Annotated in this window: 18 protein-coding genes; 6 read left to right on the forward strand and 12 right to left on the reverse strand. The window is 75.6% G+C overall.

What is annotated here, in order from left to right; all coding sequences use genetic code 11:
* Window positions 1–77: 77 nt before the first annotated feature.
* The 4 genes from AB0N17_RS17250 to AB0N17_RS17265 form a co-directional block, all read right to left on the reverse strand.
* Entirely contained in the window at window positions 78–1,004 is a 927-nt protein-coding gene (locus AB0N17_RS17250) for a hypothetical protein (protein ID WP_366012142.1), read from the reverse strand.
* Between the two features lie 195 nt (window positions 1,005–1,199).
* Window positions 1,200–2,174 (reverse strand): BadF/BadG/BcrA/BcrD ATPase family protein, encoded by a 975-nt coding sequence (locus AB0N17_RS17255; protein WP_366012143.1) that lies wholly within the window; start codon window positions 2,172–2,174, stop codon window positions 1,200–1,202.
* The gene (locus AB0N17_RS17260) at window positions 2,171–2,848 is read right to left on the reverse strand and encodes a uracil-DNA glycosylase (RefSeq protein ID WP_366012144.1); all 678 of its coding nucleotides are present in this window, start codon (window positions 2,846–2,848) and stop codon (window positions 2,171–2,173) included. Before AB0N17_RS17260 ends, AB0N17_RS17255 begins: the two co-directional genes overlap by 4 nt.
* A 90-nt stretch (window positions 2,849–2,938) precedes the next feature.
* Window positions 2,939–4,027, reverse strand: a complete 1,089-nt coding sequence (locus tag AB0N17_RS17265; protein ID WP_366012145.1) for an exo-alpha-sialidase — start codon at window positions 4,025–4,027, stop codon at window positions 2,939–2,941.
* Window positions 4,028–4,299: 272 nt separating this feature from the next.
* On the opposite strand from AB0N17_RS17265, the gene AB0N17_RS17270 reads away from it, so the two are divergent.
* Complete coding sequence (locus AB0N17_RS17270; RefSeq protein ID WP_366012146.1) at window positions 4,300–4,887, forward strand: hypothetical protein; 588 nt, start codon at window positions 4,300–4,302, stop codon at window positions 4,885–4,887.
* A gap of 244 nt (window positions 4,888–5,131) precedes the next feature.
* Here AB0N17_RS17270 and AB0N17_RS17275 read toward each other — a convergent pair whose 3' ends face one another.
* Together AB0N17_RS17275 and AB0N17_RS17280 are read right to left on the reverse strand one after the other, a co-directional pair.
* Window positions 5,132–7,102 (reverse strand): HEAT repeat domain-containing protein, encoded by a 1,971-nt coding sequence (locus tag AB0N17_RS17275; protein WP_366012147.1) that lies wholly within the window; start codon window positions 7,100–7,102, stop codon window positions 5,132–5,134.
* Between the two features lie 145 nt (window positions 7,103–7,247).
* A complete protein-coding gene (locus AB0N17_RS17280) occupies window positions 7,248–8,903 on the reverse strand; it encodes a DNA alkylation response protein (protein WP_366012148.1) in 1,656 nt (551 codons plus the stop codon).
* A 71-nt stretch (window positions 8,904–8,974) separates the two neighbouring features.
* Between AB0N17_RS17280 and AB0N17_RS17285 the strand changes: the two genes are divergently transcribed.
* The 3 genes from AB0N17_RS17285 (at window position 8,975) to AB0N17_RS17295 (ending at window position 14,831) form a co-directional block, all read left to right on the forward strand.
* Entirely contained in the window at window positions 8,975–9,766 is a 792-nt protein-coding gene (locus AB0N17_RS17285; RefSeq protein WP_366012150.1) for a PaaX family transcriptional regulator C-terminal domain-containing protein, read from the forward strand.
* A gap of 278 nt (window positions 9,767–10,044) precedes the next feature.
* On the forward strand, window positions 10,045–10,530 hold the full coding sequence (locus AB0N17_RS17290; protein ID WP_366012151.1) for a hypothetical protein: 486 nt from the start codon (window positions 10,045–10,047) through the stop codon (window positions 10,528–10,530).
* An 8-nt stretch (window positions 10,531–10,538) separates the two neighbouring features.
* Entirely contained in the window at window positions 10,539–14,831 is a 4,293-nt protein-coding gene (locus AB0N17_RS17295) for a cation-translocating P-type ATPase (protein WP_366012152.1), read from the forward strand.
* Window positions 14,832–14,933: 102 nt separating this feature from the next.
* Here AB0N17_RS17295 and AB0N17_RS17300 read toward each other — a convergent pair whose 3' ends face one another.
* The gene (locus AB0N17_RS17300; protein ID WP_366012153.1) at window positions 14,934–16,013 is read right to left on the reverse strand and encodes an NADH:flavin oxidoreductase/NADH oxidase; all 1,080 of its coding nucleotides are present in this window, start codon (window positions 16,011–16,013) and stop codon (window positions 14,934–14,936) included.
* A 129-nt stretch (window positions 16,014–16,142) separates the two neighbouring features.
* Between AB0N17_RS17300 and AB0N17_RS17305 the strand changes: the two genes are divergently transcribed.
* Complete coding sequence (locus AB0N17_RS17305) at window positions 16,143–16,499, forward strand: helix-turn-helix domain-containing protein (protein WP_366012154.1); 357 nt, start codon at window positions 16,143–16,145, stop codon at window positions 16,497–16,499.
* A 152-nt stretch (window positions 16,500–16,651) separates the two neighbouring features.
* Here AB0N17_RS17305 and AB0N17_RS17310 read toward each other — a convergent pair whose 3' ends face one another.
* Complete coding sequence (locus AB0N17_RS17310) at window positions 16,652–18,007, reverse strand: FAD-dependent oxidoreductase (protein WP_366012155.1); 1,356 nt, start codon at window positions 18,005–18,007, stop codon at window positions 16,652–16,654.
* Between the two features lie 200 nt (window positions 18,008–18,207).
* On the opposite strand from AB0N17_RS17310, the gene AB0N17_RS17315 reads away from it, so the two are divergent.
* Window positions 18,208–18,972 carry a DUF6214 family protein gene (locus AB0N17_RS17315; RefSeq protein ID WP_366012286.1) on the forward strand — a complete coding sequence of 255 codons (765 nt, stop codon included), beginning with the start codon at window positions 18,208–18,210 and terminating at the stop codon, window positions 18,970–18,972.
* Between the two features lie 38 nt (window positions 18,973–19,010).
* Here the strand turns inward: AB0N17_RS17315 and AB0N17_RS17320 are convergent, their stop codons facing one another.
* From AB0N17_RS17320 to AB0N17_RS17335, 4 genes are all read right to left on the reverse strand, one after another.
* Window positions 19,011–19,679, reverse strand: coding sequence for a helix-turn-helix domain-containing protein (locus AB0N17_RS17320; RefSeq protein WP_366012156.1), 669 nt, complete (start codon window positions 19,677–19,679; stop codon window positions 19,011–19,013).
* Between the two features lie 284 nt (window positions 19,680–19,963).
* Entirely contained in the window at window positions 19,964–20,653 is a 690-nt protein-coding gene (locus AB0N17_RS17325) for an HAD-IA family hydrolase (protein WP_366012157.1), read from the reverse strand.
* Window positions 20,654–20,663: 10 nt separating this feature from the next.
* Window positions 20,664–21,356 carry a phosphatase PAP2 family protein gene (locus AB0N17_RS17330; protein WP_366012158.1) on the reverse strand — a complete coding sequence of 231 codons (693 nt, stop codon included), beginning with the start codon at window positions 21,354–21,356 and terminating at the stop codon, window positions 20,664–20,666.
* Between the two features lie 98 nt (window positions 21,357–21,454).
* Window positions 21,455–22,390: a M56 family metallopeptidase gene (locus AB0N17_RS17335; RefSeq protein ID WP_366012159.1), complete on the reverse strand. Its 936-nt coding sequence runs from the start codon at window positions 22,388–22,390 to the stop codon at window positions 21,455–21,457.
* Between the last annotated feature and the right edge of the window lie 113 nt (window positions 22,391–22,503).

Here is a 22,503-nt window from a genome sequence, read left to right on the forward strand (position 1 = left end):
ACATGTCCGGCCGGGGAAGGCGAAGGGCCCGCTCCGGGGGTGTGGAGCGGGCCCTGTGTCGTACGGATACCGGGGTGTCAGCGGACGGGTGCGCCCTGCGGCTGCTGCGGGGAGATGCCCAGCGCCGTCGTGTACTTGGCGAGGGCGAGCTTGCCGATCGCCGGGTAGGCGCCGAGCGCCTCTGCGGTGGAGCAGCCCACCTCTTCGGCGGCCGCGGCCAGCAGTGCCGGGTCGATCTCGGGGCCGACCAGGTACGGCGCCAGGGCCAGCTGCTGCGAGCCGGAGGAGCGCAGCTGCTCGGCCACGGAGGAGATGGAACCCTCCTGGTCCAGGGCCGCCGCCATCACCGGCACGGCGAGACGCGCGGCGAGCAGCATGCCGGTGATCCCGGCCGCCTGCACGGCCTCCTCGCCGCCGACGGAGGCCAGGATGATGCCGTCCGCCGCGGTGGCCACGGTGAACAGGCGGGCGCGGTCGGCGCGGGCCAGGCCCGCCTCGGACAGCCGCACGTGCAGGGCCTCGGCGAGCAGCGGGTGCGGACCGAGCGCATCGGTCAGGTCGGCGGCCACCCGGCTGTCCATCACCGACTGGCGGACCTGCCGCAGCAGGGCACTGTCCGGACCGGCCAGCAGCGGAACGACGACGGCGACCGGCCCGTCGGGCTCCTTGATCCCCTCGACTCCGGCGGCCACGGCCTGCTCGTAACGGGCGGTGCGCTCCTCGGCGGCGCGCGCCAGCACGGACCGCAGCGCGGGAAACTCGGAGTCGTCCCCGTCCAGGTACCCGATCCGGGCGTCCAGGCCGGGCAGCTCGGAGCGGGCGATGCTCACGACCTCCTCGGCGAGGCCGCGCGTGGCAGCGCTGGGCACACCGGGCACCGCGAGGACGAGCGCGGGCGCGCCCTCGGGAGCCACCAGCGGTTCCGGGCGGCGGTGCCGTCCGGGCTGGCGGGGTCGCGGCATTCGTACGGGCAGGCCGGACGCGGGTCCAGTGGGGGAGCTCATGGCGCCGCATGTTATCGGCTTACCGGCCTGCTCTGTTCGGGGAGGGTGCAGGTGAGCGGTATCCGTCCGTTTTTGTCTGATGAGTTACGTACGTCTGACACATGCTCCCGGCACGTGCCGAGCCGATGAGTCGACATGGGGACAAGTCCCCTTGGGTGGGGGCATTACCGGACCTTCGCGGTGAACCATGCCCCCTCAGTCCCCCTCCGTGGTGACCACGTGCAGCATCGTCGCGTCACCCGGCAGGGTGAGCCGCCCGGCAGCCAGGGCGGCCGCGATCCGGACCGAGCCGTGCAGCGGATCGCCCTCGGCCGGGACCCGCCGGGCGTGCGGCAGCCTGCGCGCCAACTCCTCCTCCAGTGGCACGAGGAGCGGGTCGCCCATCTTGAACAGGCCCCCGGTGACCGCCACTTCGGGAGCCCCGCCCGCCGGGCACACGGCGGCGGCGGACTCGGCCATGTGCCGGGCCGCCGCACGCAGAATGGCCCGGGCGACCGGGTCGTGCCCGGCGCATCCCGCCACCTCGGGTGCGAAGGACGCCAGCACGGCGGGCCGGTCGGAGCGCGGGTAGAGCATGCCGGGCAGCCCGCGCATCGGGCCGAACCGCTCCTCGGCGCGGGCCAGCAGCGGCGCCGAGCCGCCGTCCCGGCCGTCGTACGCGCGCAGGGCCGCCTCCAGGCCGGCCCGCCCGATCCAGGCGCCGCTGCCGCAGTCGCCCAGCAGATGGCCCCAGCCGTCGGCCCGCCGCCAGCCGAGCAGGTCGGTGCCGACCGCGATCAGCCCGGTGCCCGCGGCGAGCACCGCGCCCGGTCGCGGCCCGAGGGCGCCGACGTAGGCGGTGACGGCGTCGGCGGCGAGCGCCACCCTGCGCACGCCCAGCTCCCGGGCGAGGGCGTCCGGCAGCTCGGCCCGCAGGGCGTCGCCCAGCGTGGCGAACCCGGCGGCACCGACGACCGCCGTGTCCAGCTCACCCACCCCGGCCTCGGCGGCCGACGCGCGGGCCAGCGGGACGAGTTGCCGCATGAGGTCGGCGGGGTCGATGCCCCCGGCACCGGTGCGGACCGGTTCCCGGGTCTCCCGCGGGGCCGAGGGCGCCCGGTCCGGGCCGCCGACGGCCACCCGGAGACCGGAGCCTCCGGAGTCGACGGCGAGATACCCGGCAGCGGTCACGGCAGGCGCCAGTCCACCGGCTGTCCGCCCTGCTGGACCAACAGGTCGTTGGCCCGGCTGAACGGGCGAGAGCCGAAGAACCCGCGGTCGGCCGACATCGGTGAGGGATGCGGGGACTCCACCGCGGGCAGCTTGCCCAGCAGCGGACGCAGGTTGCGGGCGTCCCGGCCCCACAGGATGGACACCAGCGGCTTGCCGCGCGCCGCGAGGGCCCGGATCGCCTGCTCCGTGACCGCCTCCCAGCCCTTGTCGCGGTGGGCGCCCGGACGGCGCGGCGCCGTCGTGAGCGCCCTGTTGAGCAGCAGCACGCCCTGCTGCGTCCACGGTGTGAGGTCGCCGCTGGACGGCTGGGGCAGCCCCAGGTCGCTGTTCAGCTCACGGAAGATGTTGATCAGGCTGGGCGGCAGCGGGCGCACCTCGGGCGCGACGGAGAACGACAGGCCCACCGCGTGCCCCGGAGTCGGGTACGGGTCCTGACCGACGATCAGGACCCGGACCTCGTCGAAGGGCTGCTGGAAGGCCCGCAGGACATGCGGGCCGGACGGGAGGTAGGTGCGTCCCGCGGCGATCTCGGTGCGCAGGAAGTCGCCCATGGCGGCGATCTGTCCGGCGACGGGTTCCAGGGCCTGCGCCCAGCCCGGTTCGACGATTTCATGCAAGGGTCGTGGTGCCACGGGCGTCACCCTACTGCCGTAGGCCGGTCGCCGATCAACCGACGGCCGGAGCACGGCCGCAGGGCCCGCCCGCCCGGCGGCCCCGGCGGCTCAGCCGATCACCGCCGCCCGCACGCACAGCACGTCCGGCAGGTGTCGGGCCAGCTGTTGCCAGCTGTCGCCGTCGTCGGCCGAGGCGAACACCTCGCCGTTGCGGTTGCCGAAGTACACGCCCGCCGGGTCGGTGTCGTCGGTGCACAGCGCGTCCCGCAGCACCGTGCCGTAGTGGTCCTCGTCCGGCAGCCCCTTGGCCAGCGACTCCCAGGTCCGGCCCGCGTCCGCGGTGCGGAAGACCCGGCAGCGGTGCTCGGCGGGCACCCGGTCCGCGTCCGCGTTGATCGGGAAGACGTATGCCGTCCCGCCCCGGTGCGGATGGGCGGCCACCGCGAAGCCGAACGTCGACGGCAGGCCCTCGCCGATGTCGGTCCAGTGCGCGCCCCCGTCGTCGCTGCGGTACACCCCCCAGTGGTTCTGCAGATACAGCCGGTCCGGATCATCGGCGTCTCTGGCGACCTTGTGCACGCACTGGCCGAACTCGGGGTCCGGATCCGGCAGGAACACCGCGGACACACCGGAGTTGGACGGCGTCCAGCTCGCGCCGCCGTCGGTGGTGCGGAACACCCCGGCCGTCGAGACCGCCACGGTCACCGACTTGGGGTCGCGCGCGTCGGTGAGCACGGTGTGCAGGCCCTCACCGCCGCCGCCCGGCACCCACCGTGACCGGGTGGGGTGCTCCCACAGCGGCCGGACCAGCTCGAAGCTCTCGCCGCGGTCCTCCGAGCGGTACAGCGCGGCCGGCTCCGTGCCCGCGTACACCACGTCCGGCTCGGCGGCGGCCGGGTGCAGCTGCCAGACCCGCTCCAGCGAAGCACCGGTGTCCTTGGGGAACTTGACGGCGGGCCTGGCCGGCTCGGTCCGTGACCGGCCCAGGTCGTCGGAGTGGAACACCGAGGGCCCCCAGTGCGCGCTGTCGCCGCCCGCCAGCAGCCGCGGCCGGTCGCTCCGGGTGTCGATCGCGACCGAGTACACCGCCTGCGCGTTGAAGTACGGGCTCGCGTCGAACTCCCAGTCGCCTCCGCCTCGCCGCCGCCCGATGAACAGGCCTTTGCGGGTGCCCACCGCGAGCAGTACGTCGGCCATGCCGATCACCTCCGGGACGCCTTTGTCCACGTAGTCGTCAGATATCGGCCAGTCTGCACCCCACCACTGACAATCCGCCCTGGAGCGGACTTTCCCGCAGGTCACCGCTGTGTCGTCGGTGTGTGACGAAGACCGGCCGGTTCCGTTCCCGCATGTGCCTGCGCGAACCGGGTGACTCGTGCGACCGTCGGGGAGACGGCTCGTCGTGAGCAACGGAGCGGTCTCCCGCGTATGGGAGGGCGGTCCGGCCGGTCGGTGCGCTCGTGAGGAGGATGCCTTTGAAGGCGTTCCGTGGTCCGAAGGTGTGGCTGTGGCGCTGGCGGCGCAATCCGCTCAGACGCAGGGCCGACGTGGTGGAGGCCTGGGTGGTGCTCGGCGCCTGGCTGTTGACCGTCCTCGTCGGAGTGGCGGCCGGCCTGGTGGCGGACCGGACGGTGGAGGACGGACTGGCCCGGGAGCGCGCCACCTGGCGCCCCGCCGTGGCGCATGTCGTCCAGCGGGCACCGGGCAGGTCGTCCGCGAGTCACGCCTCCGGTGGCGAGCGGGTCTGGACGAAGGTGCGCTGGACGGTGGCCGGCGGCTCGGCCCACACCGGGCGGGTCCGGGTGGAGCCCGGCAGCAAGGCGGGCACTCCGGTGACCGTATGGACCGACCCGCGGGGCCGTCTCGTCGGTCGTCCCACCTCCGCCGCCGAGGCCCGCTTCCGGGGCGGCCTGATCGGGGCCCTGGTCGGCGTGAGCGCCGCGGTCGTCCCCCTCGTCGGCGGGCTGGCCCTGCGCGGCCGGCTGGAGCGTCGCCGGATGGCCGCCTGGGACACGGAGTGGGCCCGGCTCGGACCGCAGTGGGGACGGATGGTCTGACCCGCGCTGTGCCGGATGGGCCGGGCGAGTCGTCGCCGGGCGGGCAAGGCCATGGCCCTCCCGCCCGTGTGACGTTCCGGCCCCCCTCCGCCCGAGTACGTGACCTTCGGCGGAGACCTGTCCGGGCGGGCGGAGCGGGCCGGAACACGTCGGCACACGCGGCCCGGGCCGTGGCCGACCGCGGGCCCACCGGTCCCGGCCGGCAGGGCCCGCCCGGGCGAACCGGGTGGCGAAACGGCGCTCCCTACGCCCCCGCCAGCAGCTCACCGCACACCGTCACCAGCGCTTCGTCCTGCGGGATGTCGCGGCTGCCGTACCCGTCCGCGCGGGCCGTGTGCCGGCGGACGGCGGCCCGCTCCGCCGCGACCAGGTCCCGCAGCGGAGCGGCGGCCGGGCCCATCGTGGTGAGACAGCGGGCGATGGGACCCCGGGTGCGCGGGTCCTCGGACCAGGCGGCGCGGAACACGGGAAGGACCGGTTCCGGGTCGGCGCCGACGCGCCACAGCGCGCACGCGGCCGCAACCCGCTCCCGTGCCGGCCCCGACCGGGCGGCCCCGCCCAGTTCCGGCAGGGCGGGAAGGGCGGCCGGGCCCACTCTGCCCAGCTGCCGGATCGCCAGGCGCCGGCCCGCCGGGTCACCGTGTCTCAACTCCCGCAGCAGAACGGGGAGTACGGAGGCGGCGTCCCCGTCCACCGACCACAGGGCGCCCGCGGCGGCGGCCGCGTGCCGGGTCCGCAGCAGCGCGCGCAACGGCCCCACCGCGTGCGGGGCCGCCCCCCACACCTCCAGCGTGTCGATCGCCTGGTCCACGACCGCGTCCCGTGCTCCGACGCCGTCGGCGGCGCCGGACAGCAGCCGCAGCACCTCCGGTACGGCGTCCCGGTCCCCGACGGCTCTCAGTGCCGCCAGCAGCGGGGCGGCCTCGGGGGAGTCCGGCGGGATCCGGCCGAGCCGGTGTCGCAACGCGGGGGCGAGCGGGGCCGCGGCCGGGCCCAGGTGCGCGATGTCGAACCCCAGGCCGTCGGGCGCCGCCGGGCCGGCCAGGAGCCTGGCCAGGGCCGGAACCGCGCGCGGGTCACCGGCCCTGGCCAGGGCCCTGAGCGGGCCGCCGAGGGTGGGGGAGCCACGCTCCCAGCGGTGCGTCCACAGGTCGGGCCGGGCGGTCACCAGGGCGTGCAGGTCGTCGACGGCGGGCGCGGCCAGGGTGAACAGCTCCGACAGGACCGAGAGCGCCGCCTCCCGTAACCAGTCCTGCCGCGCGTGCAGTTGGAGACCGAGCAGTCCGACCGGGCCGGTGAAGTCGCCGCGCCAGCCGCGGAACAGGCCGGCCGACATCCACACCGCGTTGCACCGGTCCACCGGGTCGGGGCTGGTCAACTGCCCGGTGAGCAGGGCGGTCCGGTCGTGCACGCGGTCGCCGAGCGCGGTGTGCAGGGTGCGCAGCAGCAGGGAGCCCTCCTCGTCGGAGGGGCGCAGGCGGCGTATCCGCCGCACCAGGGTGTCCGCGCCGGACGGCTCCGGGACGCGCGCGCGGTGCGCGGAGCGCTCCCGGAGCAGCCGGACCGCCGTCGGCACCAGGTCGGCGGGGGTCCGGGCGGGCGAGCCGAGCGCGAGCTGCCCCAGCGCGGCGAGCCGCAGCCCGGGCGCGTTCGGCGGCGCGCTGTGCTCGGCCAGGAGCGCCACCGCGGCCCGGGCGCGCCCGGGGCACCGGCGGGCGAACAGGCCGAGAGCCTGCGTGAGGGCGAGCAGGACGTGATCGTCCCGCTCGGCCCGCAACCACCGGCGCAGCAGGTCCAGCACTCTCGGCGGCTCCTCCAGGAACCGCACCACGGCTCCGGCCGCCGCCCGCCGCACCGCCGGGTCCGGGTCCCCGGCGAGGGCGACGAAGACCTCGCCGCCCGCGCTCACCGCCGCCCTGGCACGCGGGTCCCCGTCCGCGCCCTGCGCGCCGATGCTGATCAGCAGCTCCACGATGCCGGCGCGGTCCGGCACCTGCTCGCGGGCCGCGAGCGACAACAGGAAGGGGACGCAGGCCAGCGTCGCGTCGTACACCCTGCCCTGGTGGTGCACGGCGCCGTACATCCCGTCGAGCGCGGTCGCCCGCTCGGCGGGGTCCGCGGACGCCAGTGCCCGCAGCCGTCCCGGTACGTCCTGTGCGCTGCCGTACGCATGCCGCATCGAGGCCCAGTCGACCTCGTCGATCCCCGTGAACACGTTGTCCTCCCCAGGCGAGTGCCACCTGATCGCGAGTGTGCACCACGGCACTGACAACGGTCCGGAGCCGGGCGCTGACTGTGTGCGATCCGTCGGCTGTCACCGGCCACGGGCGGGCGGCACGCGCAGGCGTGCGGGAGGGGGATCAGTTCAGGCCGGGCAGCGACCGCTCCAGGATCGCCTCGAGGCCGGTCCCGGGGGGCAGTGTGCCGAAGGCGTGCCCCCAGTCGCCGCCCAGCCGGGTCGCGCAGAAGGCGTCCGCGACCGGGGGCGGGGCGTGCCGGACCAGCAGCGAGGCCTGGAGGGCGAGCGCCATCCGCTCGACCAGGCGGCGGGCGCCCGCCTGATCGGTTCCGGCCACCTGCTCCTTCAGAGCGGACACGGTCGCGTCCAGCCGGGCGTCGGCCCCGCGCGCGAGGTCGAGTTCGGTGAACAGGGCCTCGGCGCTGTCCGGTTCGCGGCCCAGGGCGCGCAGCACGTCGAGCGCGTTGACGTTTCCCGAGCCCTCCCAGATCGACAGCAGGGGGGCCTCCCGGTAGTGCCGGGGCATGCCGGACTCCTCGACATAGCCGTTGCCGCCCAGGCACTCCAGGGCCTCGGCGGTGAACGCCGGGCCTCGCTTGGTGACCCAGTACTTGCCGACGGCGGTGGCGATCCGGCGGAACGCCCGCTCCCCGGCGTCCCCGCGCACCGCCCGGTCCGCCGCGCCGGCCAGCCGCAGCGTCAGCGTCGTCGCCGCCTCCGACTCCAGCGCGAGATCGGCCAGTACGTTGCGCATCAGCGGCTGGTCGATCAGCCGGGCGCCGAACGCGCTGCGGTGACGCGCGTGGTGCCCCGCCTCGACGAGCGTCTTGCGCATCAGGGTCGCCGAGGACATCACGCAGTCCAGCCGGGTGCAGTTGACCATCTCGATGATGGTCTTCACACCCCGTCCCTCCGGCCCCACGAGCCAGGCCACGGTCCGGTCGAACTCCGGCTCGGAGGACGCGTTGGAGCGGTTGCCGAGCTTGTCCTTCAGCCGCTGGATGCGGAAGGTGTTGCGGCTGCCGTCCGGCAGGATCCGCGGCACCAGGAAGCACGACAGCCCGCCCGGGGCCTGCGCGAGGACCAGGAAGACGTCGCACATCGGCGCCGACGTGAACCACTTGTGCCCGCGCAGCGTGTACACGCCGGGCTCGCCGGTGGGTGTGGCCGTGGTGGTGTTCGTCCGGACGTCCGAGCCGCCCTGCTTCTCGGTCATGCCCATCCCGGCGAGCAGCCCCGGCTTCTCGGCCGGCACGCGCAGGCGCGGGTCGTACTCCCGGCTGGTGAGCAGCGGCTCGTAGACCTTGGCCAGATCCGGCTGGGCGCGCAGCGCGGGGACGGCGGCGTACGTCATCGACGTCGGGCAGCCGTGCCCCGCCTCCGTGTGCCCCCACACCAGCCCGCCCGCGGTACGGGCCACATGGGCGCCGGGCCGCTCGTCCGCCCACGGGGCCCCGGCCAGGCCCTCGGCGACCGCGGTGCGCATCAGATGGTGCCAGCTGGGGTGGAACTCCACCTCGTCGATCCGGTGGCCGTAGCGGTCGTGGGTGCGCAGTTCCGGCTCGTGCCGGTTCGCCTGCTCGCCCCACTCCTGCGCCTCCGCGCTGCCGGCCCGCACGCCCAGCCGCCGGATGTCTTCCTCGGCCCAGCCGGCGCCCTCCCGGCGCAGCCCCTCCAGCAGGGCCCGGTCGTCGGAGGCGTCGTACGGCGCCGAAGGCGGGGGCTGGTTGGTGACGTCGTGGGTGGTGAGCTGCGGCAGTTCCGGTGTCGAGGCCATGCCGTCATGTTGCACTCTTCCTGCGGTCGTAGCAATACTGCAACACGAGGGCCGACGTACAGTACGTGCCCATGCGGACGAACGTGACGGGCGAGGCGGCCGAGGCGGGCGAGGCGCCCCTGCGTCCGCTGTCCGCGCGCTCGGTGGTCCTCAGCCTGCTCCTCGGCGCGCATCCGCCGGAGCTGCCGGTGAAGGACCTGATCGGGCTGGTGGAGCCCTTCGGGATCGGCGGCTCCACCCTGCGGGCCGCACTCAGCCGGATGGTGGCCGCGGGTGATCTCAGACGCACGGACGCCGTGTACGGCCTCAGCGACCGGCTGCTCGCCCGCCAACGCCGCCAGGACGAGGCGCTGCACCCGCGCACGCGCGCGTGGGACGGCGACTGGGAGATGGTGCTGATCACGGCGACCGGCCGCGGCCCCGCCGAACGCGCCGACCTGCGCGGCCGGTTGACCACCCTGCGCCTCGCCGAACTCCGCGAGGGCGTGTGGCTGCGCCCGGCCAACCTCGACCGCACCCTGCCCCACGGCCTGCGCGAGGTGGCCGTCACCTGCGTCGCCCGCCCCGACGAGCCCGCGCGCGACCTGGTCACCCGGCTCTGGCCGCTGGACACCTGGGCGGCAGGCGCCCGGTCCCTGCTCGCTCATGCGAGCGCGGCGCACCACCCGGCCGGCCGCCTCACCGTCTACGCGGCCGCCGTACGCCACCTGCTCGCCGACCCCGTCCTGCCCCCGGCCCTGCTGCCCCCCGGCTGGCCCGGGGACACCCTGCGCCGGGCGTACGCCGAGTACCGGCGGGAGCTGGCCACGTCCTCGGGCCTCGGTGACGGTGCGGGGAAGGACCGGCCGAGCGCACGTTCCTGAGCGACGCGCGGATCCTGCCCGCAGCCCTGGCGGTCTGCCGTGCCGGGGGACGAGCCGAAACCCGTGTCCCCTGTGGAAGCTGAGCAGCAGGAGTGCGGTCCCGGATCGGCTGGTGCGCGGTGCCGCCGCGCAGGGGGCGGGCGCCCGGTGCGGGTGGCGGGGACGCGGTCTGCGGCGTTCCCTGGGAAGAGGTGACGTTGCTGGGGAAACGCGGGGATGACCAGCGGGATCGTGGGCACTCGGCGGCCACGGAAGGCGGAACTCACCCGAGGAGAGTCATGGCTGAGCAGAAGTCGTCGTCGGTCCTCACGGCGCCCCTGCGCGGCGCGGCCTCGGTCCTGCGCAAGGTGCCCGGCGCCGCGATGGTGGGCAGGGCCGCGGAGGGAACGCTGGACAAGGTCGGCGCGGTGTCGCCGCGCGGCCGGCGCATGGCGGTGTACGCCGGTGCCGGGCTGCTCGGCGCCGCGGGCGTCGTGGAGTGGCCGGTGGCCGTCACCGGCGCGGCCGTGGCCTGGCTCACCCAGCCCAAGCCCGGCCACAAGGGGGACGGTGATCAGTGGTTCGCCGGGCAGGAGCCCGCGCACGACCTGGGCACGGCGGCGCTGAGGTCCGGCAGTGGTGAGGCGCCCGGCGTGGCCCGGGGCGCCCACGGCGCCAGGAAGTCCGCGCATGCCGAGGCCGCCGAAGGGGCCGGGGCGGCACCGCCCAGGACGGCAGGAGGGCCGCTCGGCCCCACCGCGCGGCCCGACCGCACGACGCTCTGAGGAGGGCCATGGTGCTCGGTCTGCTGACGGCGCCCGCGGCCGCCGCCCGCCTGCTGCCCGCGGTCCCGCGGCTGCTCGCCCGGGCGGCGGCACCGGCGGTCGGGGTGGCCGCCGGTGCCGCCGCCGGAACGGCCCGCGCCGGGGTGCGCAGCGCCGACGCCGCCGGGCGGGTCGCCCGGGTCGCACGCAACGCGCTGCCGGGCACCGGTGGCCACTGGCGCTCCGGCACCCGCGCGCACCTGGCCCTGCGCCCGGTGGAGCAGGAACTGGTGCAGCGCGCGGGGGGCACCGCGCATCTGGGCCGACGGGTGGCCGCGGCCCTGGCCGAGCGGCCCGACGTAGTGGTCGCCTACTGGGACCAGGGGCTCGCCCGTCTGGTGGTGACCGCCACCGAGGAGGAGGCCACCGACCGGGTCGTGGAGCACGCGGCCGAACTGGCCGAGCGGCACGGGCTGACCCTCTCCGGCGCCGACGTGGACGACACCACGCACCCGGCCGACCCGGCCGGAGTGCGGGCCGCGGCGGCCACGCTCGCGGTCGACGTGGTGGGCATCGGCGCCGGGCTCGCCGCGTACGCGATGCGGCTGCCGCCCTCGCCCCGCGTGGTGACCGCGGTGGTGACCCTGCTGCGGGAGAACCCGCGCTTTCGCGCCTGGCTGCGTGACCGGCTCGGCGACACCCGGATGGACCTGATGCTGGCCTCCGCCAACGCCGTCGTCCACGGTGCCGGCCAGACCCCCACCTCCCTCGTGCTCGACGGCACCCTGCGGGCCTGCCAGGTGTGGGAGACCGTGGCCCGCGCCACCGCCTTCGACCGGGTGCACGACCGGCTGTGCGCGCCGGACCGGCTCAGCCTCGCCGGGGAAGGCGCCCCGCGTCCGCCGCTTCGGGTCTCCCCGGCGCAGGAGTACGCCGCCCACGCCTCCGCCGGCAGTGTGCTGGGCGCGGCGGCCACCCTGCTCGTCAAGCACGACGGCGCCGAGGCGGCGGAGGCGGTGCTCGCCGGCTCGCCCAAGGCCGCCCGCTACGGCCCCGCGGCCTTCCACGCCCTCCTCAGCGCGGCCCTGGCCCGCACCGGCGTGCTGGTGCGCGACCCCGAGCGGCTGCGCCAGCTGGAGATGGCAGGCACGGTCGTCCTGCACCCCAGCGCGCTGCGCACCGACGACGGCGAGGCGGACCCCTGGGCCGAGCCGGTGCTGGACGCCGCCCGCCGGGCCGGACTGCGCGTGGTGGTCGTGGACGACCCCGCCCTGGAGGACTTCACCGGGCTCGCCGACCAGGTCGTGGACGCGCGCCGGCCGCTGGACGACGTCGTCTGCGAGGCAGGTGGTGACACGGGCGCGGTGCTCACGGTCGCCCGGGTGCGCGCGGCGGAGGAACACGATGTGCTGGCCGCGCTGCGCGCCGCCGACATCGCCGTCGCCCTCACGGATCGCGACGGCGCGGCCGTATGGGGCGCGGACATCCTGGCCCTGCACGGCCTGCCCGACGTGTGGCGGGTGCTGACCGCCGTCCGGGCCGCACGCGGGGTCGGGCGGCGCGCCCAGACCCTGGCCCGCTCCGGCGCCGCGCTGTCCGGGCTGCTGGTGGCCGTCGGCGAGTCGAAGGGCGGACGCGGGCGCCTCGCCGTGCTGCCGGGGTTCCGGCACGCACCCGTCGACGCGGCCGCCGCCTCCGCCCTGATCTCCGGGGCGCGGGCCGCCCTCGGCGTGGCGGCGGCCCGGGCGCCGCACCCGCATCCGCGCGTCCACTGGCACGAGCTGGACCCCGACGAGGCCCGTGACCGGCTGGAACACCGGCCGACCGCCGAGCACACCCGTTTCGAGGAACTGACCGCCCGTGTCCGCAAAGCGGCCGGGACCGTCTCCAGGCACCCGGCCGTCGCCCCGGCCCGCTGGTCCTACCAGCTCGGCCAGGCCGTCCGCGGAGAACTCCACGACCCGCTCACCCCGGTCCTGGCGGTGGGGTCGGCGGCCTCGGCCATCCTCGGCTCGGTCGTGGACGCCCTGCTGGTCGTCGGCGCCCTCGATCTCAACGCCCTGGTCGGCGGCATCCAGCGGCTGCGCGCCGAACGGGCGCTGTCCGGGCTGGTCGCGGAGCAGAAGCAGAAGGCACGGGTCGTACCGCCACGGGACGAGGCACCGGCCGGCGGCACCCGCACCGTGGAAGCGGGCAAGCTGCGGCCCGGTGACGTGATCCAGCTGAAGGGCGACGACGTCGTGCCCGCCGACGGCCGACTGCTGTGGCAGGACGGCCTCGAGGTGGACGAGTCGGCGCTGACCGGTGAGTCGCTGCCCGTGGAGAAGCAGACCGACCCCACCCCGCACGCGGCGGTCGCCGACCGGAGCTGCATGGTCTTCGAGGGCACGACCGTGGTGGCGGGCGAGGCGCGGGCCGTCGTGGTGGACACCGGCGAGCACACCGAGGCGGCACGCGCCGTCCACCTCGCCGCGCGCACGCCGCCGGCCGGCGGCGTGCAGGCCCGGCTGCAGGAACTCACGCGCAAGGCACTGCCGTTGACCCTGGCGGGCGGTGCCGCGGTGACCGGTCTCGCGCTGCTGCGCGGCACCCCGATCCGGGAGGCGGTCAGCGGCGGTGTGGCGGTGGCCGTGGCCGCCGTACCCGAGGGCCTGCCGCTGGTGGCGACGGTCGCACAACTGGCGGCGGCCCGGCGGCTGAGCCGTGGCGGCGTCCTCGTCCGCACCCCGCGCACGCTCGAGGCGCTGGGCCGCATGGACACCATCTGCTTCGACAAGACCGGCACCCTCACCGAGAACCGGCTGCGGCTGGTGCGCACCTCGGACGCCGAGGGAACGGTCCGCCCGGTGGACGACGCCGGGTCCGCCGGCACCATCCGGGCCGCCGCGCGCGCCTGCCCGCGGCTGAACGGCGACTCCGACCGGCCGGTGCACGCCACCGACGAGGCCGTGCTGGCCGCCGCGGACCCCGACCCGGAGTGGACGGAGGTCGCGGACCTGCCCTTCGAGGCCGCGCGCGGATACGCCGCCGCCGTCGGCCGCAGTGGCGACGGACCGCTCGTCCTCGTGGTCAAGGGCGCCCCGGAGACCGTGCTGCCCGCCTGCACCGGTCTCCCCGAGCACGCCTCCGACGCGGCGCACTCACTCGCCGGGGACGGCCTGCGGGTCCTGGCGGTGGCCGAACGGCGGCTCGGCGCGGCCGACAAGGAGTCCGACGTACTCGAACAGCCCCTGGAAGGCCTGGAGTTCACCGGGCTGCTGGCGCTGTCCGACGTACCGCGCGAGACCTCCACGGCACTCGTGAGCGGCCTGAACCAGGCCGGCGTACGCCCGGTCATGCTCACCGGCGACCACCCGCAGACCGCGCGGGCCATCGCCGCCGACCTCGGCTGGCCCGAGGACACCGTGGTGGTCACCGGGGACGAGCTGGCGGCGGCCGACCGGGCGGCCCGGGCGCGGATGCTGCGCGACGCGGGCGTGGTGGCCCGCGTGGCGCCCGAGCAGAAACTGCAGGTCGTGGAGGCGCTGCGGGACGCGGGCCGGGTGGTCGGCATGGTCGGTGACGGCGCCAACGACGCCGCCGCCATCCGTGCCGCCGACATCGGCGTCGGCATCAACGCGCGGGGCTCGGCCGCCGCGCGCAACGCCGCCGACATCGTCCTCACCGACGACGACCTGACGGTCCTGATCGACGCGGTCGGCGAGGGCCGCGCCCTGTGGCACAGCGTCGCCGACGCCATCGCCATCCTGATCGGCGGCAACGCCGGCGAGGTCGGCTTCGGCATCCTCGGCACGCTGCTGTCCGGCCGGGCGCCGCTGTCCACCCGGCAGATGCTGATGGTGAACCTGTTCACCGACCTGTTCCCGTCGATGGCGGTGGCGGTGACCGAGAAGGAGGGCGAGGCGGACCTCACCAACGTGGAGGAGGCCGCCGGCGTGCTGGGCGAACCGCTGCTGCGGCAGATCCGGCACCGCGCCCTCACCACCTGCCTCGGCGCGGTCACGGCCTGGCTGATCGGCCGCTTCACGCCGGGCACCGCCCGCCGCTCCAGCACGATGGCCCTGTGCGGCGTGGTCGGGACCCAGCTGGTGCAGACCCTCCTCGACCGGCGCGACAGCCGGCTGGTGCAGATCACCTCGCTGGGCTCCGCCGTCGCGCTGGTCGCCGTCGTCCAGACCCCCGGCGTCAGCCGCGCCTTCGGGTGCACCCCGCTCGGCCCGGTCGCCTGGGCGGGGGTCGTGGCCGCGATCGCCCTGGCGCTGGCGGGACAGCGGACGCTGCCCCGCCTGGAGGAGACGATCGGCCGACTGCTGCCGGCCTGAGCCGCGGGCGGGCCGCTGGCCGGCCGCACATGAGGCGACCTGCGGACAGACGGTATACCCGCCCCGGGGTCGGGCGCCGGATGGGCGGTGCCCGTCTCGGCCTCAGACCGACCGGTGGTACTGGTCCGGCACCCGTACCTCGCCGCCCAGCTCCCGGGCCGCCTGCCGGGCCCAGGAGGGGCTGCGCAGCAGCTCCCGGCCCAGCAGCACGGCGTCGGCCTCGCCGTTGGCGAGGATCTTCTGGGCCTGCCCGGCCTCGGTGATCAGGCCGACGGCGGCGACCGGCAGCGGTGTCTCGGCCTTCACCCGGGCGGCGAACGGCACCTGGTAGCCCGGTCCCGTCGGGATGGTCGCGCCGGAGACGTTGCCGCCGGTGGAGACGTCGAGCAGGTCGACACCGTGGGCGTGCAGGTCGCGGGCGAAGCGGACGGTGTCCTCCGCGGTCCAGCCGCCGTCCTGGAGCCAGTCGGTGGCCGAGATCCGGAAGAACACCGGCCTGTCCTCGGGCCACACCTCGCGTACGGCGTCGACGACCTCGAGGGCGAACCGGGTCCGGTTCTCGTACGAGCCGCCGTAGCCGTCGGTGCGGTGGTTGGAGTGCGGGGAGAGGAACTCGTTGACCAGGTAGCCGTGGGCGCCGTGGATCTCGGCGACCTCGAAGCCGGCGGCGAGCGCCCGGCGGGCCGCGGCGGCGAACTGGCCGACGATGTCGCCAATCTGATCGGCCGTCAGCTCGGTGGGCACCGGGTGGCGCTCGTCGAAGGGCACGGCGCTCGGCGCCACCGGCTGCCAGCCGTGCGCGTCCGGTCCGACCGGTGCGCCGCCCTTCCACGGCTGGTCGGTGGAGGCCTTGCGCCCGCCGTGCGCGAGCTGGATCCCGGGCACGGTGCCCTGGGCGGCGAGGAAGCCGGTGATCCGGCGGAAGGCCTCCACCTGGGTGTCGTTCCACAGGCCGAGGTCGTAGGGGGAGATCCGTCCCTCGGGCGAGACCGCGGTGGCCTCGACGACGATCAGGCCGGTGCCGCCGGCGGCGCGCGCCGCGTAGTGCGCGAAGTGCCAGTCGGCGGGGGCGCCGGTGAGCGGGCCCTCCGGCGCGGCCGAGTACTGGCACATCGGGGCCATCCACACCCGGTTCGGGATGGTCAGTTCACGCAGGGTGATGCTCTCGAAGAGCGCGCTCACGACGACTCCGTTCGTCAGGTACCGCAGACAGGTTCGTACGATAACCCTCGTACTACGACGGATGTCAAACTACGATGCCTCTCGTACAATGCTCACAGCCGAAAGGATCCCCGACGGAGGGCAGCCGCCGTGACCGACACCGCCACCGCCGGACGTGCGCTGCCGCACCCGGAGCGGGAGGAGATCCGGCTGGAAGGCGTGCTGCACGCGCTCTCCGACCCGATGCGCCTGCGGATCGTCCGCGAATTGGCCGACGGAGAAGGGGAGTTGTCCTGCTCGTACTTCGACCTGCCGGTGACCAAGTCCACCACCACGCACCACTTCCGGGTACTGCGCGAGAGCGGGGTCGTCCGGCAGGTCTACCGGGGCACGGCGAAGATGAACGCCCTGCGCCGGGACGATCTGGACGACCTCTTCCCGGGCCTCCTCGACAGCCTCCTCGCCGCCGCGGACCGGCAGGCCGGCCGGCTCGGCGACGACGTCTGAGGTACGGCCACGGTCCCCGCGGCCGCGGCGGCCCCGCGCCTGCTGCGACCGGCCGTCCCGCTCCGCCCGGCCGTCCCGCTCGCCCGCCTGCCGTCCCGGCCGTGCGATCCGAGGCGCCGGCCGTACGGTCCGAGGCGCCGGCGTACCGTCCGCTACGCCGACCGCGCCGCCGTGAGCAGCGTGTCCCAGTCGGCCAGTTTGACCACCCCGCGCCCGAGCCGCGCGCCCAGTTCGGCCTCGGCCCGCTCGATCGCCAGCCAGCCGCCCCAGGGCACCGGATCCACACCGGCCGCCCGCAGGGCCCGGACCGGATCCGCCGCCACGTCCCTGGTCTCCAGCGCGGGAGCGTCCGCGAGCAGCGAGGTCACCGTCTCCTTGGCGCAGGGCCGGTTGGTGCCGATCACGCCCGTCGGACCGCGCTTGATCCACCCGGCGACGTACTCGCCGGGGGAGGGCGAGCCGCCCCGGACGACGCGCCCCTCCGTGTGCGGCACCGTGCCGGCCGCCGCGTCGAACGGCAGCCCGTCCAGCGGCACCCCGCGATAGCCCACCGAGCGCAGCACCAACTGCGCGGGCACGTCCTCGTACCGGCCCGTGCCCCGCACACCGCCGCACCCGTCCGGCACCGTCCGTTCGAACCGGACGGCACCCACCCGCCCGCCGCCCAGCGGCGAGCTGTCGTCGCCGGCGAGCAGTTCCACCGGGCGCAGGAAGAACCGCAGGCTCACCCGCCGGTCGGCCTTCGCGGCGGGCCGGTCGGCCCAGTCGCGCAGCACCTCCACATTGCGCCGCTGGACGGCGGGTAGCGCGCCGGGTTCGACCGCGTCCAGCGCCAGCTCGGCCGGGTCCACCACGACGTCGGTGCCGGGCAGCGCGCCCAGCTCACGCAGCTCCTTGGTGGTGAAGCGGGCCTGTGCCGGGCCGCGCCGGCCCACCATGTGCACCTCGGTGATGCCGCTCGCCGCGAGAGCGTCCAGTGCCGCCTGCGGGATGTCCGTCGGGCGCAGCTCGGCGGCGCCCCGGACGAGCATCCGCGTGACGTCGACCGCCACGTTGCCCACCCCGATCACCACCACCGAACGCACCCCGCGCAGGAAGCCCGCGTCGGCCGCGTCCGGATGCGCGCTGTACCAGGACACGAACTCGGTCGCCGACCAGCTGCCCGGCAGGTCCTCGCCGGGGATGCCGAGCCGGCGGTCGCCCGCCGCGCCCACGCAGTACACCACCGCGTGGTACAGCTCCCGCAGCCGCTCCACCGGCAGCCCGCCCGGGGCGCCCACCAGGACCCCGCCCAGGAACCGCACGCGCTCGTGCTCCAGCACCGTGCGGAGGCTGCCCTGGAGCGACTTGATCTTCTCGTGGTCCGGGGCGACGCCGTAGCGCACCAGCCCGTACGGGCACGGCAGCCGGTCCAGGACGTCCACGCACACTCCGGGATCGCGCTGCACCAGGCTCTGCGCGGTGTAACACCCGCTGGGCCCGGATCCGACGACGGCGACACGCAACACAGCGGTACCCCTTGCCCGAGGAGGTGGCGTGCGGACCGTTCCAGCATGGCACCGCCCCGGGCGCGACGGCAGAGGCCGGAGGGGTGAGTCCGGTGCGTGTCCCTCCGTATGGAGGGTGAGCGCGCGACTACGTTCCGCGTGTGCTGAAAGCATCGTTTCTCGGTCTTTCCGGGCGGAACGCGGAGGACGGCGCGGTGTCCGTGCGGCCCGCGTGGCAGGTGCGGGAACATGCCGGCATCACGTCCTGGTACCAGGTGCGGCTGGCCTTCCCCGACGGCGCCCGGGTCGACGCCCTGGCCGTGGTGAGCGGGGGAGGCGTGTCCATCGAGGACGTCCAGGCCCAGCCCGCCCTCTCCCTCGCCGACCTGGCGGCGCTCGCGGACTGGATCCGCCGGCCGCTGTCCGAGGCGTGCGGGGTGCGGATGGAGAGCGCGGGCGGAAGGCGTCATGGGTACGGGGGCGGGGCCGAGGAATGGCGCGAGGGCGACGGCGGGGAACGAGCTGAGGGTGCGGGCGAGGCGTGCCCCGAGGGTGCGGGCGGCGGGCGTCCTGTGGGCGGGGCCGAGGGATGCCGCGAGGGCGCGGGCGGCGGACGCCCCGAGGGTGCGAGCGAGGCGTGCCCCGAGGATGCGGGCGGGAGGAGTCCCGGGGCAGGCGGGCCGACTCCCCAGGTCGTCGGCGGGTCGACTCCCCAGGTCGTCGGCGGGTCGACTCCCCGCGCCGTCGGCGGGGAAGCCCCGTACACCGGTGCGCGGCCCTCCATGCCGCGTGCCCGTCCCGCCTGGCCGCGCGGCATGGAGGGCCGCCGGCGCGCCGCGCAGGAATACCGCGCCGCGCAGGAGGACGGTGCCGACCCGGTGCTCGCCGTGATGCGCGCGACCGGTCACAGCCGCCGCCGCTCCCTCAGGCTGATCGCCCAGGCGCGGGACGCGGGCTATCTGACCCCTCGTCACGCCCGCCGCTGACCACGTCACTTGCCCCGGGGAGTCCGAGGCCGGGCCCCTCAGGGACTGCTCGGCCGCTCCTCCGTGGCGAAGAACCGGGACAGGTCCTGCTCCCGCGCCCCCGCACCGGTGCCGCTCTCCGGCGGTACGCCCAGCTCCCAGTCGAGCCGGTACCGCTGGAACAGTTCGGCCCGCAGCGCCGGAACGGGCATCGGCACCCCCGGCACCAGCGCCGAGTACACCGCGCCCATCAGCAGTGCCCGCAGCATCGGATAGTCGGCCGAGACGTCCTCGGAGCCGTACCGGGCGACGGTGTCGCCGAGCAGCTCCGACAGCCGCCGCTGCTCCGGGCACTGCACGAAGCCCTCGGCCTGCAGCAGTCCGGCCATGTGCTGACGCATCAGAACGGGCCGATCGTGGGCCAGTCCGAGGATCGCGTCGATGGCCCGGGCGAGGCGCTCCCGCCCGTCGTCGGTCCGCGGTTCGCGCTCCAGCGCCTCCTCCAGCGTGCGGTGCATCAGCCGGTGCACGGCCGACTGCACCAACTGGCGCTTGCCGGGGAAGTAGTACGACACCAGACCGCGCGCCGAACCGGCACGGTCCGCGATGTCGCCCAGAGTCGTCGCCTCGAAGCCGCGCTCGTCGACCAGTTCCACGGCGGCCTGCAACAGCCGCTCCCGGGAACGCCGCCGCAACTCTTCGTTGACCGAGGCGCTGCGCGGGGACATCCTGAAACTCCTGCGTTGACTGGCTGCCAGCCAACTATACTCAACGCATCAGGCACCGCTGTGCGCGGGCCAGTCCAGGGCTGCCGTCCGTCTGGGGCGACGCGGGGGATCGTCTCAGACGGACGGTGCGAGGACACGAACGGCCGCTCAGAGCATCGCGGGGCGCCGCCACGGCCGTCCTGGGACATGGCGGTCGAGGGTCCTGCCCGCTGTCTCCGGCCGGCGGCAGGGGTGCGGTGACAACGCCCGCTCAACGTCCCGTCAGAAAAACCGAGTTCGGGTACTCAGCCCATCAAGTCCAGTACCGGCAAGAGTGCGTCGGGGCGGCGGCTCACCGGCAGGTGGTCCACGAAGTGCACCCGGCAGCCGAGCGCGGCGGCGCCGCCGTCCGCCGGCCTGCTGTCGCCGACCATCAGCGCCTGGCGGGGATCGACGTCGAGCGCCTCGCAGGCGACCGAGAACAGCCTCGGGTCCGGCTTCTGCACACCGTGCTCGTACGACAGCACGTAGGCGTCCACATAGGCGTCGAGCCCGTGCGCGCGGAACACCGGCCGCAGGTCCCAGCCGATGTTGCTGACCACGCCGACGCCGATCCCGCGCTCGCGCAGCGTGCGCAGCACCTCGGCGGCGTCCGGGTACGGGGCCCAGGCGTCCGGGGACTTGTGCCGCTCGTACAGGGCGTCGTGCAGCTCCGGGTCGGGCAGCGGCACTTGCCGGGACAGGCCCGTGTAGGCCGCCCGGTGCAGTTCCGCGCTCTCGTCGCGCACCGCCCAGGCCGCGGCGAGGTCCTCCGGCACCTCCATCGGCGCCGCGCCGCCCGGCAGCGCGCCGGACGCCTCCAACGCCCGTGCCGCTTCCTTCAGTTCGGGTTCCGGCAGGACCAGTCCGGTCGCGTCCAGCGTGGCACGCAGCCAGGACTCTGTGCTTTCGATGCGGAACAGCGTCCCGGAGAAGTCGAACAACACGGCAGCCATGCGCGCGACTCTACCCGGTCCGATTCGACGGACGATCTGTTCGGCCGGGGCACAGCCGCTCGTACACCCCCACGGCCGACGCCACCAGCAGCGCCCCGAACAGCCAGCCGCCCAGCACGTCCGAGGGCCAGTGGACGCCCAGCCACACCCGGGTCACGCCCACGCCCACCACCGAGACCACAGCCGCCGTAACGGCCGTACGCCACAGGACGCGCCCCGCGCCGAATCGGTGCAGCAGCCACAGCAGCAGGCCGCAGACCACCGTGGCCGTCAGGGCGTGACCGGACGGGAAGGCCGCGTAGCGGGCCGAGTCCACCGGGTCGGGCCAGGCCGGGCGCGGCCGGCCGACGCCCGCCTTCAGCGCCTGCTGCACCGCCGAGGCCACGGCGCAGGTGACCGCCAGCCAGACCGCCGGCCACCAGGCCGCGTGCCGCCACACCAGCCACACGGCCGCGGCCAGGCCCGCCAGCCGCATGGTCGTCGGGTCCCACACCCAGTCCGTCAGCACCCGGAAGACATGCGTCAGCTCCCGGTCGTGGACCGCCCAGCGGTGGGTCGTGCGGGCGATGTCACCGTCCAGGGCGAGCAGGGGGTGCCACCGGAACACGACCAGGATCAGCAGCAGCGCGCAGCACACGCCGACAGCGACGGCCACGAGGGCCGCGGTGCGGAGTGCCGGCTGTGCCGTGGGACTACGGTGCATGCCGCGATCTTCGTCCACGGCAGGGCTGTCGGCCACCGTGGCGCCGCCGCGCGCGGTGCCGATCGGCCGGCCCGGCCGGCCTGTCCGGCGGCACCGGTTCAGCCCAGCGCGCGCAGCCCGGGGACCAGAGCCACCAGCACCGGGAGCACCGGCACCAGCGCGGCGGTCGCCGTCAGGCGCAGCCGGCGCAGTGCGGGAAGCCGGTCCGGGGGAGTGAGCAGCCGGTGCACGCGCTGCGGCACGTACGCCTGCGGGGTCGGACAGGGTCCGAACACGCCCCGGTCCTCGTTGAGTTCGACCAGCGCCAGCGCGGTCGTCAGGCGGCCGAACCGCCGGGAGGCCGTGTCGTCCGCGGCCAGCTCGACCAGCCGGTGCATCTCGTCGCGGAACGCGGCGAACACCGGGATCTGCGGAAAGCCGCCCGCCAGCGCGGCCGAGCAGTGCAGCAGCCAGTCGTGCCGGGCCTGGGCGTGTCCCTGCTCATGCGCGAGCAACGCGTCCAGTTGACGGCCTTTCAGGCGCCGCAGAGCGGCCGTGGTGACGACCAGCCGGGGCGCGGCACCGGGCAGCCACCAGGCGTCGGGGCGGTCGCCCTCCAGCACCACCAGCCGCCCGCTCGCCGGTTCCTCGCCCGGCAGCAGCGGAGCGCGCACGAGGAGTTCGGCCCGCCGGGCGCGCCGTCGTACCCGGGTCCGTACGACCTCGTGCACCAGCGTCGCGAGACTCCACAGCCCGCCGAGGGCGAGCGCCACGGCGGTGGGTGCGGCCCACGGGCCGGCCGTACCGAGCGCGTACGCGTCCACGACCGCGCGCGGAGCCGAGCCGAACACAGGCCCGCGCACCTCGTGCCAGGCCGCCGCCGCGCTGAGCGTCATCGACAGCGCGCAGCACAGCAGCACGGCCGCCACGACGCACTGCCACGCCCAGAGGGCGACGACCGGTTCACGATCCGGCCAGTCGGCCCGGGCGAGCAGCCGCGGGGCGACGACGGCGGTCAGGGCGCCGAGCAGCAGCAGGGCCACGGGGACCATCATGGTCAGCACCCTATGAGCGCAGGGCCGCCCACGGGTACGGTCCGCGGCGGCGAAGTGACGCAAGCAACGCGCAGACGCCGCCAGGGCATGCGCGCGATCGGAGGCTCCCCGAG

It is taken from the genome of Streptomyces sp. NPDC051133 (assembly GCF_040682635.1).
Taxonomy (GTDB): Bacteria; Actinomycetota; Actinomycetes; order Streptomycetales; family Streptomycetaceae; genus Streptomyces.